This is a genomic window from Streptomyces sp. NPDC050619, assembly GCF_040654815.1.
Taxonomy (GTDB): Bacteria; Actinomycetota; Actinomycetes; order Streptomycetales; family Streptomycetaceae; genus Streptomyces.
Genome location: NZ_JBFAIR010000005.1, coordinates 229,585 through 244,094, shown reverse-complemented (window position 1 = coordinate 244,094; position 14,510 = coordinate 229,585). Strand labels below are relative to the sequence as shown.

The following is a 14,510-nucleotide window of genomic DNA, read 5'->3' as shown; positions in this document are numbered from 1 at the left end:
ACGAAAGAAGGCTGAAGTCCGACATGAACGCTGACGGCCGTACCAGGCTCAATCAGACGCCCGAGTGGACCGCTCTGGCCAAGCACCGCGAGGAACTCGGCGAGGTGCGGCTGCGCGAGCTGTTCGCCGCGGACCCCGGCCGCGGTGCCGGCTACACGCTGCGGGTCGGCGACCTGTACATCGACTACTCCAAGCATCTCGTCACCGACGAGACCCTGCGGCTGCTGCGCGAACTGGCCGCCGGGACCGGTGTCTTCGGCCTCAGGGACGCCATGTTCCGCGGCGAGAAGATCAACACGACCGAGCACCGCGCCGTGCTGCACACCGCGCTGCGGGCGCCGCGCGACACGGTGGTGGAGGTCGAGGGGGAGAACGTCGTGCCCGGCGTGCACGCCGTCCTCGACCGGATGGCCGACTTCGCCGAGCGGGTCCGTTCGGGTGCCTGGACCGGCCACACCGGCAAGCCCATCAAGAACGTGGTCAATGTCGGTATCGGCGGCTCCGATCTGGGCCCCGCGATGGCGTACGAGGCGCTGCGCGCGTACACCGACCGCGACCTCACGGTCCGCTTCGTGTCGAACGTCGACGGCGCCGACCTGCACGAGGCCATCCGCGACCTGGACGCGGCCGAGACGCTGTTCGTCATCGCCTCCAAGACCTTCACCACGATCGAGACGATCACCAACGCGACGTCGGCGCGCGACTGGCTGCTGACCGAGCTGAAGGCGGGCCAGGAGGCCGTCGCGAGGCACTTCGTGGCGTTGTCGACGAACGCCGGCAAGGTCAGCGAGTTCGGCATCGACACGGCGAACATGTTCGAGTTCTGGGACTGGGTCGGCGGACGCTACTCCTACGACTCGGCGATCGGCCTGTCCCTGATGGTCGCCATCGGCCCGGACCGCTTCCGGGAGATGCTCGACGGTTTCCGGATCGTCGACGAGCACTTCCGCACCGCGCCCGCCGAGTCCAACGTGCCTTTGCTGCTCGGCCTGTTGGGCATCTGGTACGGCAACTTCCACGACGCCCAGTCGCACGCGGTGCTGCCCTACAGCCACTATCTGTCCAAGTTCACCGCCTACTTGCAGCAGCTGGACATGGAGTCCAACGGCAAGTACGTCGGCCGGGACGGGCAGGAGGTCGACTGGCAGACCGGGCCGGTCGTGTGGGGCACACCCGGCACCAACGGGCAGCACGCGTACTACCAGTTGATCCACCAGGGCACGAAGCTGATCCCGGCGGACTTCATCGGCTTCGCCGCGCCGGTCGCCGACCTGCGGCCCGGGTTGGCGGCGCAGCACGACCTGCTGATGGCGAACTTCTTCGCCCAGACGCAGGCGCTGGCCTTCGGCAAGACGCCCGACGAGGTGCGCGCGGAGGGCGTGCCCGAGGAACTGGTCCCGCACAAGACCTTCAAGGGCAACCACCCCACGACCACCATCCTGGCCCGCGAGCTGACCCCGTCGGTCCTCGGCCAGCTGATCGCCCTCTACGAACACAAGGTGTTCGTCCAGGGCGCCGTCTGGAACATCGACTCCTTCGACCAGTGGGGTGTCGAACTCGGCAAGGTCCTCGCCAAGCGTGTCGAGCCGGCGCTCACCGAGGGCGCTGACGTGCCGGGCCTGGACGCTTCCACCAAGGCCCTCGTGGCGACGTACCGGGAGCTGCGCGACCGACAGTGAGCGCGGGCGCGGAAGCGGAAGGGGCACGGCTGTCCTCGGACCGGGGCGGGCAGCGGAAAGCCCCAGGCCGATCACCTGGGGCTTTCCGAACGCGGCAGGTCTCAGGCCGACGCCGGCGGATACAGCGACCGCGGCAGCTGCGAGGCCGCCGCGGTGTCCAGCAGCCACAGCGTGCGGGCCCGGCCGCGGGCTCCCGCCGCCGGGGCCTGGACCTCGCCCGCGCCCGAGAGGGCGATCGCCGCGGCTTGTGCCTTGTCCGCGCCCGCCGCCAGGAGCCACACCTCGCGGGCGGCACGGATCGCCGGGAGGGTGAGGGTCACGCGGGTCGGCGGGGGCTTCGGGGCGCCGTGGACGCCGACCACCGTGCGCTCGGTCTCCCGTGCCGCGGGCAGTTCGGGGAACAGGGACGCCACGTGCGTGTCCGGGCCGACGCCCAGCATCAGGACGTCGAACGAGGGCACCGCGGCATGGTTCTCGGGGACCACCGCCTGGGCCAGTTCCTCCGCGTAGGCAGCTGCCGCCGCGTCCGCGTCCGGGCCGTACGGTCCGTCCGACGCGGGCATGGCGTGCACCCGCTTCGGGTCCAGGGGCACGGAGTCCAGCAGGGCCTCGCGGGCCTGTGTGACGTTGCGCTCCGGGTCGCCCTCCGGCAGGAACCGCTCGTCGCCCCACCACAGGTCCAGGCGGCCCCAGTCGATGGCGTCCCGGGCGGGGGCGGCGGCCAGGGCCGCGAGCAGCCCGTTGCCGTTGCGGCCGCCCGTCAGGACCACGGAGGCCGCGCCGCGCGAGGCCTGCGCGTCCACGATCTTCGTGATCAGGCGGGCCGCGGCGGCCTGGGCCATCAGCTCCTTGTCGTGATGCACGACCAGCTGCGGAGTGCTCACTTCGCCGCCGCCTTCTTCACCGGGGCCTGCGCCGCCGCTTCCTTCGCGGGAGCTTTCGCAGCCGTTTCGACGGGAGCGGGGACCGCGGCCGGTTCCCCTGTGCCGACCGGTTCTCCTGGTTCTCCTTTGGCGACCGGACCCTGGGCGTCGGTGTCCGGTTCCGGGGCCGGCTTCCCGGCGGGCGCCTTGCCCCCCTTGCCGTTCGAGGTGCTCAGCCGGTCCACGCCGAAGCGCAGCGCGGACGCGTACGTGTCGTCCGGGTCCAGTCGCCGCAGCTCCTCCGCGATCAGCTCGGCCGTCTCGCGCCGCTTGAGCGCCACCGCACGGTCCGGCTGGCCCTGGATGGACAGGGTCGCCAGAGAGCCGTCCGCCCGGTCCAGCACGATCGGACCGTGATCGGTGTTCATGCGGACCGCCGTCAGCCCGGGGCCCGAGGACAGCGAACGCTTCACCGGCACGTCCAGCCGGTCCGCGAGCCACATCGCCAGCAGCTCGCAGCTCGGGTTGAACTCCTCGCCCTCCACCTCGACGGCCTTGACCTCGCAGGTGACCTGGTCGAGCGCCGCGGCCAGCATCGAACGCCAGGGCGTGATGCGGGTCCAGGAGAGGTCGGTGTCGCCCGGTGTGTAGGCGTCGGCGCGGATGCCGAGCTCCCGTACCGGCTGCTCGGAGGCGTACGTGTCGGTGACCCGGCGCTGGGCGAGGGCGCCCAGCGGATCCTGCGCCGGATCCAGCGGCGCGTTCACCGGCCACCAGACCACCACCGGGGCGTCCGGCAGCAGCAGAGGCAGGACGACCGACTGGGCGTGGTTGGTCACCTCGCCGTACAGCCGCAGCACCACCGTCTCGCCGGTGCCCGCGTCCGCGCCCAGCCGCACCTCGGCGTCCAGCCGGGACTGCGTACGGTCGCGGGGCGAGCGCGAGACGCGCCTGATGACCACGAGCGTGCGCGAGGGATGCTCGTGCGAGGCGTCGTTGGCGGCCTTCAGGGCGTCGTACGCGTTCTCCTCGTCCGTGACGATGACCAGGGTGAGGACCAGGCCGACGGCGGGTGTGCCGATGGCCCGGCGGCCCTGCACCAGTGCCTTGTTTATCTTGCTGGCCGTGGTGTCCGTGAGGTCTGTCTTCATGGCCGGCGCCAGCTCCGTCCGTCTCGCTCCAGCATCTCGTCCGCCTCGACGGGGCCCCAGGTGCCGGAGGGGTACTGCGCGGGCTTGCCGTGCCTGTCCCAGTACTCCTCGATCGGGTCGAGGATCTTCCAGGACAGCTCGACCTCCTCGGTGCGCGGGAAGAGGTTCGAGTCGCCGAGCAGCACGTCGAGGATCAGGCGCTCGTACGCCTCCGGGCTCGACTCCGTGAAGGACTCGCCGTAGGCGAAGTCCATGGAGACGTCCCGGATCTCCATCGAGGTGCCGGGCACCTTGGAGCCGAAGCGCACGGTGACGCCCTCGTCGGGCTGAACGCGGATGACGATCGCGTTCTTGCCCAGCTCCTCCGTCGCCGTGTGGTCGAAGGGGGAGTGCGGGGCCCGCTGGAAGACGACCGCGATCTCGGTGACGCGACGGCCGAGCCGCTTGCCGGTGCGCAGGAAGAACGGCACCCCGGCCCACCGCCGGTTGTCGATCGCCAGCTTGATCGCGGCGTACGTGTCGGTCTTCGACTGGGCGTCGATGCCCTCCTCCTGGAGGTAGCCGACCGCCTTCTCGCCGCCCTGCCAGCCCGCCGCGTACTGCCCGCGCACGGTGTCCCGGCCCAGGTCCTGAGGCAGCTTCACCGCGCCGAGCACCTTGGTCTTCTCCGCCGCCAGCGCGTCCGCGTCGAAGGAGGCGGGCTCCTCCATGGCCGTGAGGGCCATCAGCTGGAGCAGGTGGTTCTGGATGACGTCACGGGCGGCGCCGATGCCGTCGTAGTAGCCGGCCCGGCCGCCGATGCCGATGTCCTCGGCCATGGTGATCTGGACGTGGTCCACGAAGGACCGGTTCCAGATCGGCTCGAACATCGTGTTGGCGAAACGCAGCGCCAGGATGTTCTGGACGGTCTCCTTGCCCAGGTAGTGGTCGATGCGGAAGACCTGGTCCGGGGCGAAGACCTCTTCGACCGTCGTGTTGAGTTCCTCGGCCGACTTCAGGTCGTGGCCGAAGGGCTTCTCGATGACCGCGCGCCGCCAGGAACCGCTCGACTGGTCGGCCAGACCGTGCTTCTTCAGCTGCTGGATGACCACCGGGAAGGCGCCCGGCGGCACGGACAGGTAGAAGGCGAAGTTGCCGCCCGTGCCCTGTGCCTTGTCCAGCTCGTCGATGGTGTCGCGCAGCCGCTCGAAGGCCGCGTCGTCGTCGAAGGTGCCCTGGACGAAGCGCATCCCCTGGATGAGCTGCTGCCAGACCTCCTCGCGGAACGGCGTACGGGCGTGCTCCTTGACGGCGTCGTGGACCTCCTGAGCGAAGTCCTCGTGCTGCCATTCGCGCCGTGCGAAGCCGACCAGCGAGAAGCCCGGCGGCAACAGGCCCCGGTTCGCGAGGTCGTACACGGCGGGCATGAGCTTCTTCCGGGACAAATCACCCGTGACGCCGAAGATGACCAGGCCCGACGGCCCCGCGATACGCGGGAGCCGTCGGTCGGCGGGGTCACGAAGCGGGTTCGCTCCGGAACCGGTGAAAGGCGCCAAGATGTCAGCCCTCCGAGGGAGCGAGGCGCTTGAGCTCCGCCTCGGTCGACTTGAGGAGGTCGATCCAGGACGCCTCGAACTTCTCGACGCCCTCGTCCTCCAGGAGCTGGACCACTTCGTCGTACGAGATCCCGAGCTTCTCGACCGCGTCGAGGTCGGCGCGGGCCTGCTCGTAGGTGCCGGCGATGGTGTCGCCGGTGATCTGGCCGTGGTCCTCGGTGGCGAACAGGGTCGCCTCCGGCATGGTGTTGACGGTGTTCGGCGCCACCAGGTCGTCGACGTACATCGTGTCCTTGTACGCCTTGTCCTTCACACCGGTCGACGCCCACAGCGGACGCTGCTTGTTGGCGCCGGCGTTCTCCAGCGGGCTCCAGCGCTCGGACGAGAAGACTTCCTCGTAGGCCTGGTAGGCCAGCCGCGCGTTGGCGACGGCGGCCTTGCCGCGGGCGGCCTTGGCCTCGGGGGTGCCGAGCGCGTCGATCCGCTTGTCGATCTCGGTGTCCACCCGGGACACGAAGAAGGACGCCACGGAGTGGATCTTCGAGAGGTCGAGGCCCGCTGCCTTGGCCTTCTCCAGGCCGGACAGGTACGCGTCCATGACCTCGCGGTAGCGCTCCAGGGAGAAGATCAGCGTGACGTTGACGCTGATGCCGCGGCCGATGGTCTCGGTGATCGCCGGCAGGCCCGCCCTGGTGGCCGGGATCTTGATGAGGGTGTTCGGCCGGTCCACCAGCCAGGCCAGCTGCTTGGCCTCGGCGACCGTCGCCTGGGTGTTGTGCGCCAGGCGCGGGTCGACCTCGATCGACACGCGGCCGTCCTGGCCTCCGGTGGCGTCGAAGACCGGGCGCAGGATGTCGGCGGCGTCGCGGACGTCCGCCGTGGTGATCATGCGGATGGCCTCTTCGACGGTGACCTTGCGGGCGGCGAGGTCGGAGACCTGCTGCTCGTAGCCCTCACCGCTGGAGATCGCCTTCTGGAAGATCGACGGGTTGGTGGTGACGCCCACGACGTGCTGCTGGTCGATCAGCTCGGCGAGGTTGCCGGACGTGATGCGCTTGCGCGACAGGTCGTCCAGCCAGATCGCCACGCCTTCCTCGGAGAGGCGCTTGAGTGCGTCTGTCATGGAAATTGCATCTCCTACGTGTCGTATATGAGCGTCAGCGCTGGGCGGCGGTGAGGGATTCCCGGGCCTTGGCAGCCACATTCTCGGCAGTGAAGCCGAACTCGCGGAAGAGGACCTTGCCGTCGGCCGAAGCACCGAAGTGCTCCAGGGAAACGATGCGACCGGCATCCCCCACGTACTTGTGCCAGGTGAGACCGATCCCGGCCTCCACCGCGACACGCGCCTTCACCGCCGGCGGCAGGACGCTGTCCCGGTACCCCTGGTCCTGCTGCTCGAACCACTCCACGCACGGCATCGACACGACCCGCGTCGGCACGCCGTCGGCTTCCAGCTGCTCGCGCGCCTCGACGGCCACGTGCACCTCGGAACCGGTGGCGAGGAGGACCACGTCCGGCGTCCCCGTGGAGGCCTCGAACAGTACGTAACCGCCCTTGCCCGCATCCTCGTTGGGCGCGTACGTCGGCACGCCCTGGCGGGTCAGCGCGAGGCCGTGCGGGGCGCCCTTGCCGAACTCCTTGGTGTAGCGCTTGAAGATCTCGCGCCAGGCGATCGCGGTCTCGTTCGCGTCGGCCGGGCGCACCACGTTCAGGCCCGGGATCGCACGCAGCGACGCGATGTGCTCGACCGGCTGGTGGGTCGGGCCGTCCTCACCGAGACCGATGGAGTCGTGCGTCCACACGTACGTCACCGGCAGGTGCATCAGGGCGGACAGCCGCACCGCGTTGCGCATGTAGTCGGAGAACACCAGGAAGGTGCCGCCGTAGATACGGGTGTTGCCGTGCAGCGCGATGCCGTTCATCTCCGCGGCCATCGAGTGCTCGCGGATGCCGAAGTGGACCGTGCGGCCGTACGGCTGCGCCTCCGGCAGCGGGTTGTCCGCCGGCAGGAAGGACGACGTCTTGTCGATGGTGGTGTTGTTCGAGCCGGCCAGGTCGGCCGAGCCGCCCCACAGTTCGGGAATGACCGCGCCGAGCGCCTGGAGCACCTTGCCGGAGGCGGCACGGGTGGCGACACCCTTGCCCGTCTCGAAGACCGGGATCTTCTCCTCCCAGCCGGCCGGCAGTTCGCCCGCGGCGATCCGGTCGAACTCGGCGGCCCGCTCCGGGTTGTTGTTGCGCCACTCCTGGAAGGACTTCTCCCACTCGGCCTTCGCCTGCCGGCCCCGCTCACCCAGCGCCCGGGCGTGGCCCAGGACCTCGTCGGCGACCTCGAAGGACTGCTCGGGGTCGAAGCCCAGCACGCGCTTGGTGGCCGCGACCTCGTCGTCACCCAGCGCGGAGCCGTGCGCCGCCTCGGTGTTCTGCGCGTTCGGGGCGGGCCAGGCGATGATCGAGCGCATCGCGATGAAGGAGGGCCGGTCGGTGACCTGCTTGGCCGCCTCGATCGCGTTGTAGAGGGCGTGCGGGTCGAGGTCGCCGTCCGGCTTCGGGGCCACGCGCTGCACATGCCAGCCGTAGGCCTCGTAGCGCTTGACGGTGTCCTCGGAGACGGCCGTCTCGGTGTCGCCCTCGATGGAGATGTGGTTGTCGTCCCACAGGAGGACGAGGTTGCCGAGCTTCTGGTGGCCGGCCAGCGAGGACGCCTCGGCGGAGATGCCCTCCTGGAGGCAGCCGTCACCGGCGATCGCGAAGATGAAGTGGTCGAAGGGGGAGGTGCCCTCGGGGGCATCCGGGTCGAACAGACCGCGCTCGTAGCGGGCGGCCATCGCCATGCCCACCGCGTTGGCCACGCCCTGCCCGAGCGGGCCGGTCGTCGTCTCCACACCGGTGGTGTGCCCGTACTCCGGGTGGCCGGGAGTCTTGGAGCCCCAGGTGCGGAAGGCCTTCAGGTCGTCCAGCTCCAGGCCGAAGCCGGCCAGGTACAGCTGGGTGTAGAGGGTCAGGGACGAGTGTCCCGCGGACAGCACGAACCGGTCACGCCCGGTCCAGTCGGCGTCCGCCGGGTCGTGCCGCATCACCTTCTGGAAGAGGGTGTAGGCGGCGGGCGCCAGGCTCATCGCCGTACCGGGATGGCCGTTACCGACCTTCTGTACGGCGTCGGCGGCCAGGACGCGGGCGGTGTCGACGGCCCGCTGGTCCAACTCGGTCCACTCGAGGTCTGTGGTGGTCGGCTTGGTGCTCACCCTGAGTCAGGGCTCCTCTCCACAAGGTCGAATGCCGGGTGTTCTGGGCGCGCGCCCACCGGCTGCCGGTGCATCTGGGAGCACACCGGCCGCTGTCGAGCCTACCCCTGTAAGAACGTCCATTTTTTCGAGTCATTCCAGACTGCCGGGCCTCGTCGGAATCCGCCTCCCGACTGGGCCGTTCCGCGTTCGGCAGGTGAATACGGGGCCGCTCGTCCGAGTGCTCAATCGAGTGCCTGTCGGCTCTTCCGGAGCGCCGCTCAACACGACCCGACCCCCGCGAATGTCGGGGTATGGGCAACGTCTACAGTGGCGTGGTACGCGCGAGCCTTTACCGGGACTTCACACGGGAGGCTTGCTGAAATGTTCTCTGTCAGGGGTGTGCGTGACGGCCGTTGAATCCCGTCCAGCGGGGATTATCGGGACGAGCCAGAGCCCGAGCCACCGGCCGTTCGGGGCCCGTGTCAAGGCGTTCGTGGCGTTGACCAAGCCGCGGATCATCGAACTGCTGCTGATCACCACGGTTCCGGTGATGTTCCTGGCGCAGCGGGGCGTGCCTGACCTGAAGCTGGTGCTGCTCACCTGCGTCGGCGGCTACCTCTCCGCGGGCGGCGCCAACGCGCTGAACATGTACATCGACCGCGACATCGACGCGCTCATGGACCGCACCGCGCAGCGCCCGCTGGTCACCGGCATGGTCAGCCCGCGCGAGTGCCTGACCTTCGGCATCACCCTGGCGATCGTCTCCACCCTGCTGTTCGGCCTGACCGTCAACTGGCTGTCGGCCTGGCTCGCCCTCGGGGCGCTCCTCTTCTATGTCGTCGTCTACACGATGATCCTCAAGCGCCGTACGTCGCAGAACATCGTGTGGGGCGGCATCGCCGGCTGTCTCCCGGTGCTCATCGGCTGGTCCGCCGTGACGAACTCGATGTCGTGGGCGCCGGTCATCCTCTTCCTCGTCATGTTCTTCTGGACGCCGCCGCACTACTGGCCGCTGTCCATGAAGGTGAGGGCGGACTACGCGCGCGTGGGCGTGCCGATGCTGCCGGTGATCGCCTCCAACAAGGTCGTCGCCAAGCAGATCGTGATCTACAGCTGGGTGATGGTGGCGGTCTCGCTGCTGCTGACCCCGCTCGGCTACACGGGCTGGTTCTACACGGCGGTCGCGCTGCTGGCCGGCGGCTTCTGGCTGTGGGAGGCGCACGGGCTGCTCAGCCGCGCCAAGGCCGAGGTCACCGGTGGCAAGCTCAAGGAGATGCGGCTGTTCCACTGGTCGATCACCTATGTGTCGCTCCTGTTCGTGGCGGTCGCGGTGGATCCTTTCCTGCGATGAGTCCCGGTTTCTTGCGCTGAGTCCCGGTGGCGGGCGGGGTGCGTGGCCAAGGCCACTCACCCCGCCCGTCGCCGTTTGATCTACCCGTCGGTAGCATCCTGACCATGGCAGACACGCAGCAGGTCGACCCGAAGACCGCACGCAGGGTGACGCGGCTCGCCCACCGGATCAGCGGCTTCTCCAAGGCGCACGGCGGGGCCGAGGGCCAGATCGCCTACCTCGGACAGCGCGGCGCCCGCATCGTGCTCGTCGGTGAGGACGGCGCCTGGGGCGACCTGGTGGCCCCCTCGTACGAGATCGCCGAGAAGGCCGTCGAGAAGTCCGGCATCACCGTCCACGAGGCGTTCGACGGCGAGTTCGCGGCGAAGGTCAAGACGGGCCCGTACGAGTGGAGCCGCATGGCGGGGATCCAGGTGGGCGGTCCGAGCAACGCCTGAGATCCGTCCGCTGTTCGCACCGGGTGTGCGTGATCGCAACACCTGATGCCTGGTTCACCCGTTAGGACCTTTGAAGAAAGAGGTCCAGCCGCGGGGAGCCCGGATGATCGAAACGCCGTCCCTCGTGGACCAGTACTGCCACGGCGTGCTGAGAACGGAGCTGGGCCTCGGCACCTTCGAGGCCCAGTTGGCCCGTACCGAGGGTCCGCCCGCGCCGGGTACGACGCTCTTCGACACCCAGACGGGGTTCGCCGTACGGCGTTGGTGCCCCCCGCTCCTCGGGCTCGAACCGCACTGCGCGCCCGCCCGCTATCTCGCCCGGCGCCGTGAACTCGGCGTACTGGAATCGGGCCGCCGGCTGCTGCGCGGCAGCGGGATCACGACGTACCTGGTCGACACCGGGCTGCCCGGCGACCTCACCGGCCCTGTCGAGATGGCCTCCGCCGCGGACGCCGGGACGCGCGAGATCGTGCGCCTGGAACTCCTCGCCGAACAGGTCGCCGACACCTCCGGCACCGTCGAGTCCTTTCTCGCCAACCTCGCCGAGTCGGTGCACGGGGCCGCCGCGAACGCCGTCGCCTTCACCTCCGTGGCGGGCGTACGGCACGGACTCGCGCTCGCGCCCGAGCCGCCGGGGCCGGGAGAGGTGCGGGGCGCCGCCGGGCGCTGGCTGGCCGGACGCCGGGTGGGCGGGGAGCTGAGCGATCCGGTGCTGCTACGGCACCTGCTGTGGATCGCCGTCGCCTCCGGACTGCCCCTCCAACTGCACGCCGGGCTCGGCGAACCGGGCCTGCGCATCGACCGCACCGATCCGGTGCTGCTGACGGACTTCGTCCGGGCCACGGCGGGACTGGGCACCGACCTCGTCCTGCTGCACGGCTACCCCTACCACCGGCACGCCGCCCATCTCGCCGGGGTCTTTCCGCATGTGTACGCCGACTCCGGGGCCGCCCTGGTCCGCACCGGCGCCCGGGCCGCCACCGTCCTCGCGGAGATCCTGGAGCTGGCCCCCTTCGGCAAGATCCTCTTCTCCAGCGGCGCCCAGGGGCTGCCCGAGCTGCACGTGGTGGGAGCCCGGCTGTTCCGCGAGGCGCTGGCGCGGGTGCTGGGCGGCTGGGTCGCCGAGGGCGCGTGGTCGCTGCCGGACGCGCAGCGGGTGGCGGGGCTGATCGCGGCGGGGAACGCGCGGCGGGTGTACGGCTTGGAGTGACCGGCGGGGCCGTGGCCGTGAGGTCCGTGTCGGCGGGTCCGTGCCGGCGGGTCGGTGGGTCGGCGGATTCGTGCCGGCAGGTTCGTGGTCGGGAGGTCCGTGGCCGGGTGGTCGGCGGATTCGTGCCGGCGGGTCCGTGGTCGGGAGGTCCGTGACCGGTGGGTCCGTGCCGGCGGGTCCGTGGCCGGGAGGTCGGTGGTCGGCGGGTCCGTGACCGGCAGGTCCGTGCCGGCAGTGACCCGGCCTCAGGCCTTCGTCAGCGTCGCCTCGGTCGGCTGACCCGGCAGGTCGGCGACCGCCTCCTGCCGCTCCCGCAGTGACAGGAGCACCCGCAGCACCCAGATCCACATCAGGGCGGAGCCCAGCATGTGGAGGCCCACCAGGGCTTCGGGCAGGTTGGTGAAGTACTGGATGTAGCCGATCGCGCCCTGGCTCAGCAGGATCAGGAACAGTTCGCGCGTGCGCCGCAGGGTGTTCTTGGGTGCGTCGACCGCCTTGAGGACGAACCACAGGGCGAACGTCAGCGACACCACGATCCAGGCGAGCACGGCGTGCACCTTGGCGACGGTCTCCCAGTCGAGGGGCATCCGCTCGACCTCGCGGGAGTCGCCCGCGTGCGGACCCGCGCCGGTCACGATCGTGCCGACCAGGATCAGCAGGACGGCGGCGGCGACCAGGAACCAGACCAGCTGTTGCACGGCCTTGCCGACCAGCGGACGGGGCGCTGCGTCGCCCTCCCGGGTGCGCTGCCACATCACCGCGGCGATCGCGATCAGGGCCGATGTCGCCACGAAGTGCGCCGCGACCGTGTACGGGTTGAGACCGACGAGCACCACGATGCCGCCGAGGATCGCGTTGCTCATCACGACCCAGAACTGCGCCCAGCCCAGCCGGGTCAGGCTGCGCCGGTACGGCTTCTGGGAGCGCGCGGCGATGATCGCCCAGCCGACCGCCGCGCACAGCACGTAGGTCAGCATGCGGTTGCCGAACTCGATGGCGCCGTGGAAGCCCATCGCGCTGGTCGCGGTCAGCGAGTTGTCGGTGCACTTGGGCCAGGTCGGGCAGCCGAGCCCGGAACCGGTGAGCCGGACCGCACCGCCGGTGACCACGATGACCACCGACATGACGAGCGCGGTGAGTGCCGCGCGCTGGACCGTCCGGGGGTCCGGGGTCCAGCGTTCGGCGATGAAGGCGAGGGGATTGCGGACGGCCGCTACGGCGTCGGCACGGGTCACATTGAGCACGAGTTCCATCGTAGGGGCCCGCTTGTGCACGCTTTCACGAGGGTCCCTCGCCGGCCTGCGCCGGGCCTACTCCCCACGGACACCGGCCTGCTCCGGGCCTACTCCCACCGGAAGAACCGCCCGGCGGCAGCCAGCCCCACGACCGCCCACACGGCGAGAATCCCCAGGTCGCCCCAGGGCATCCCGGCCCCGTGCTGGAGCACGTCGCGCAGGCCGTCCGACAGTGCCGAGATCGGCAGGAGGCCCAGCACGTCCTGCGCGCCGGGCGGGAACTTGTCCAGCGGGACGATCACGCCGCCGCCGACGAGCAGCAGCAGGAAGACCAGGTTGGCGGCGGCCAGCGTCGCCTCGGCCTTCAGCGTGCCCGCCATCAGCAGGCCGAGCCCTGAGAAGGCGGCCGTGCCCAGGACCAGCAGAAGCAGCACGGCGAAGGGGTTGCCGTGCGGGGACCAGCCCAGGGCGAAGGCGATCACCGTGAGCAGGATCACCTGGAGGACCTCCGTGACCAGCACGGACACCGTTTTCGCGGTCATCAGTCCCCAGCGGGGGAGGGGGGAGGAGGCGAGCCGCTTCAGGACGCCGTACCGGCGCTCGAAGCCCGTCGCGATGGCCTGCCCGGTGAACGCCGTCGACATCACGGCGAGCGCGAGGATGCCGGGGGCGAGGAAGTCCACCGCCTTGCCGGCACCGGTGTCGACGATGTCCACGGAGCTGAAGAGGGCGAGCAGCAGCGTGGGGATGACCACGGTCAGTAGCAGCTGCTCGCCGTTGCGCAGCAGCATCTTCGTCTCCAGCGCCGCCTGGGCCGCGATCATGCGGGGCAGCGGGGCCGCACCCGGCCGCGGTGCGTAGACGCCGGAGGCAGTGCCCGTGGTGATGCCGGTGGTCATGAACGCAGCTCCTTGCCGGTCAGTTCCAAGAACACGTCTTCGAGGGTGTGCCGTTCGACCGAGATCTTCTCCGGCATCACCCCGTGCTGCGCGCACCAGGAGGTGACCGTCGCGAGCAGTTGCGGGTCGACCTTGCCGACGACCCGGTACGAGCCCGGCGTCAGCTCCGCGGCCGTGCAGTCGGCGGGGAGCGCCTTCAGCAGGGAGCCGACGTCCAGTCCCGGGCGGCCTATGAAGCGCAGGGTGTTCTCGGCGCCGCCGCGGCACAGCTCCTCGGGTGAGCCATGGGCGATGACCCGGCCGGCGTCGATGATCGCGACGTCGTCGGCGAGCTGCTCGGCCTCGTCCATGTAGTGGGTGGTGAGGATCACGGAGACGCCGTCGGTCCGCAGATCACGGACGAGGTCCCAGGTGGCGCGGCGGGCCTGCGGGTCGAGACCGGCGGTCGGCTCGTCCAGGAACACCAGCTCCGGGCGCCCCACCACGGCCATCGCCAGCGCGAGCCGCTGCTGCTGGCCGCCCGACAGCCGCCGGTACGTCGTCCGGCCGCAACCCTCCAGTCCCAGCCGCTCGATGAGGGCGTCCACGTCCAGCGGATCGGCGTGCAGCCTGGCGACATGGCGGAGCATCTCGTCCGCCCGCGCGCTCGAGTAGACGCCCCCGGACTGGAGCATCACGCCGATGCGGGGACGCAGTTCGCGGGCCTGTCGCACCGGGTCGAGGCCCAGGACGCGCACCGTGCCGGAGTCCGGTTTCCGGTACCCCTCGCAGGTCTCGACCGTGGTCGTCTTGCCCGCGCCGTTGGGTCCGAGTACGGCGGTGACACCTGCCTCGGCCACCAGGTCGAGGCCGTCCACCGCGGTCTTCGTGCCGTACCGCTTCACCAGGGCCTGGACCTGGACCACGGGCTCACTTCGCATGGG

General features: G+C 70.3%; 12 protein-coding genes. 4 read left to right on the top strand and 8 right to left on the bottom strand.

Features of this window, described 5'->3' with window-relative positions; translation table 11 throughout:
* Positions 1 to 23: 23 nt before the first annotated feature.
* Positions 24 to 1,679, top strand: a complete 1,656-nt coding sequence (gene pgi / locus AB0I77_RS11905; protein WP_363282310.1) for a glucose-6-phosphate isomerase — start codon at positions 24 to 26, stop codon at positions 1,677 to 1,679.
* Positions 1,680 to 1,780: 101 nt separating this feature from the next.
* Here the strand turns inward: pgi and pgl are convergent, their stop codons facing one another.
* From pgl to tkt, 5 genes are read right to left on the bottom strand one after another with little or no spacing between them, the layout of a single operon-like run.
* Positions 1,781 to 2,563, bottom strand: coding sequence for a 6-phosphogluconolactonase (gene pgl, locus AB0I77_RS11900; RefSeq protein ID WP_363282309.1), 783 nt, complete (start codon positions 2,561 to 2,563; stop codon positions 1,781 to 1,783).
* A complete protein-coding gene (gene opcA / locus AB0I77_RS11895; protein WP_363282308.1) occupies positions 2,560 to 3,693 on the bottom strand; it encodes a glucose-6-phosphate dehydrogenase assembly protein OpcA in 1,134 nt (377 codons plus the stop codon). Before opcA ends, pgl begins: the two co-directional genes overlap by 4 nt.
* Entirely contained in the window at positions 3,690 to 5,228 is a 1,539-nt protein-coding gene (zwf, locus tag AB0I77_RS11890) for a glucose-6-phosphate dehydrogenase (protein WP_363282307.1), read from the bottom strand. Before zwf ends, opcA begins: the two co-directional genes overlap by 4 nt.
* A 4-nt stretch (positions 5,229 to 5,232) precedes the next feature.
* On the bottom strand, positions 5,233 to 6,351 hold the full coding sequence (tal, locus tag AB0I77_RS11885; RefSeq protein ID WP_363282305.1) for a transaldolase: 1,119 nt from the start codon (positions 6,349 to 6,351) through the stop codon (positions 5,233 to 5,235).
* A gap of 34 nt (positions 6,352 to 6,385) precedes the next feature.
* A complete protein-coding gene (tkt, locus tag AB0I77_RS11880; protein ID WP_363282304.1) occupies positions 6,386 to 8,473 on the bottom strand; it encodes a transketolase in 2,088 nt (695 codons plus the stop codon).
* Positions 8,474 to 8,852: 379 nt separating this feature from the next.
* On the opposite strand from tkt, the gene AB0I77_RS11875 reads away from it, so the two are divergent.
* From AB0I77_RS11875 to AB0I77_RS11865, 3 genes are all read left to right on the top strand, one after another.
* Positions 8,853 to 9,806: a heme o synthase gene (locus tag AB0I77_RS11875; RefSeq protein ID WP_363282303.1), complete on the top strand. Its 954-nt coding sequence runs from the start codon at positions 8,853 to 8,855 to the stop codon at positions 9,804 to 9,806.
* Between the two features lie 104 nt (positions 9,807 to 9,910).
* Complete coding sequence (locus AB0I77_RS11870) at positions 9,911 to 10,243, top strand: hypothetical protein (RefSeq protein WP_363282302.1); 333 nt, start codon at positions 9,911 to 9,913, stop codon at positions 10,241 to 10,243.
* A 103-nt stretch (positions 10,244 to 10,346) separates the two neighbouring features.
* Positions 10,347 to 11,453, top strand: a complete 1,107-nt coding sequence (locus AB0I77_RS11865; protein WP_363282301.1) for an amidohydrolase family protein — start codon at positions 10,347 to 10,349, stop codon at positions 11,451 to 11,453.
* 245 nt (positions 11,454 to 11,698) lie between these two features.
* Here AB0I77_RS11865 and AB0I77_RS11860 read toward each other — a convergent pair whose 3' ends face one another.
* The 3 genes from AB0I77_RS11860 to AB0I77_RS11850 all read right to left on the bottom strand — a co-directional run bounded on the left by AB0I77_RS11860 (position 11,699) and on the right by AB0I77_RS11850 (position 14,507).
* On the bottom strand, positions 11,699 to 12,706 hold the full coding sequence (locus tag AB0I77_RS11860) for a COX15/CtaA family protein (RefSeq protein ID WP_363282300.1): 1,008 nt from the start codon (positions 12,704 to 12,706) through the stop codon (positions 11,699 to 11,701).
* An 89-nt stretch (positions 12,707 to 12,795) separates the two neighbouring features.
* Complete coding sequence (locus AB0I77_RS11855) at positions 12,796 to 13,587, bottom strand: ABC transporter permease (protein ID WP_363282299.1); 792 nt, start codon at positions 13,585 to 13,587, stop codon at positions 12,796 to 12,798.
* A complete protein-coding gene (locus AB0I77_RS11850; RefSeq protein ID WP_363282298.1) occupies positions 13,584 to 14,507 on the bottom strand; it encodes an ABC transporter ATP-binding protein in 924 nt (307 codons plus the stop codon). The genes AB0I77_RS11855 and AB0I77_RS11850 overlap by 4 nt, the downstream gene beginning before the upstream one ends.
* Positions 14,508 to 14,510 lie beyond the last annotated feature (3 nt).

Coding starts and splice junctions, on each gene's coding strand:
- pgi (WP_363282310.1), top strand. CDS start 24: ATGAACGCTGACGGCCGTACCAGGCTCAATCAGACGCCCGAGTGGACC.
- opcA (WP_363282308.1), bottom strand. CDS start 3,693: ATGAAGACAGACCTCACGGACACCACGGCCAGCAAGATAAACAAGGCA.
- tal (WP_363282305.1), bottom strand. CDS start 6,351: ATGACAGACGCACTCAAGCGCCTCTCCGAGGAAGGCGTGGCGATCTGG.
- AB0I77_RS11870 (WP_363282302.1), top strand. CDS start 9,911: ATGGCAGACACGCAGCAGGTCGACCCGAAGACCGCACGCAGGGTGACG.
- AB0I77_RS11865 (WP_363282301.1), top strand. CDS start 10,347: ATGATCGAAACGCCGTCCCTCGTGGACCAGTACTGCCACGGCGTGCTG.
- AB0I77_RS11860 (WP_363282300.1), bottom strand. CDS start 12,706: ATGGAACTCGTGCTCAATGTGACCCGTGCCGACGCCGTAGCGGCCGTC.
- AB0I77_RS11855 (WP_363282299.1), bottom strand. CDS start 13,587: ATGACCACCGGCATCACCACGGGCACTGCCTCCGGCGTCTACGCACCG.
- AB0I77_RS11850 (WP_363282298.1), bottom strand. CDS start 14,507: ATGCGAAGTGAGCCCGTGGTCCAGGTCCAGGCCCTGGTGAAGCGGTAC.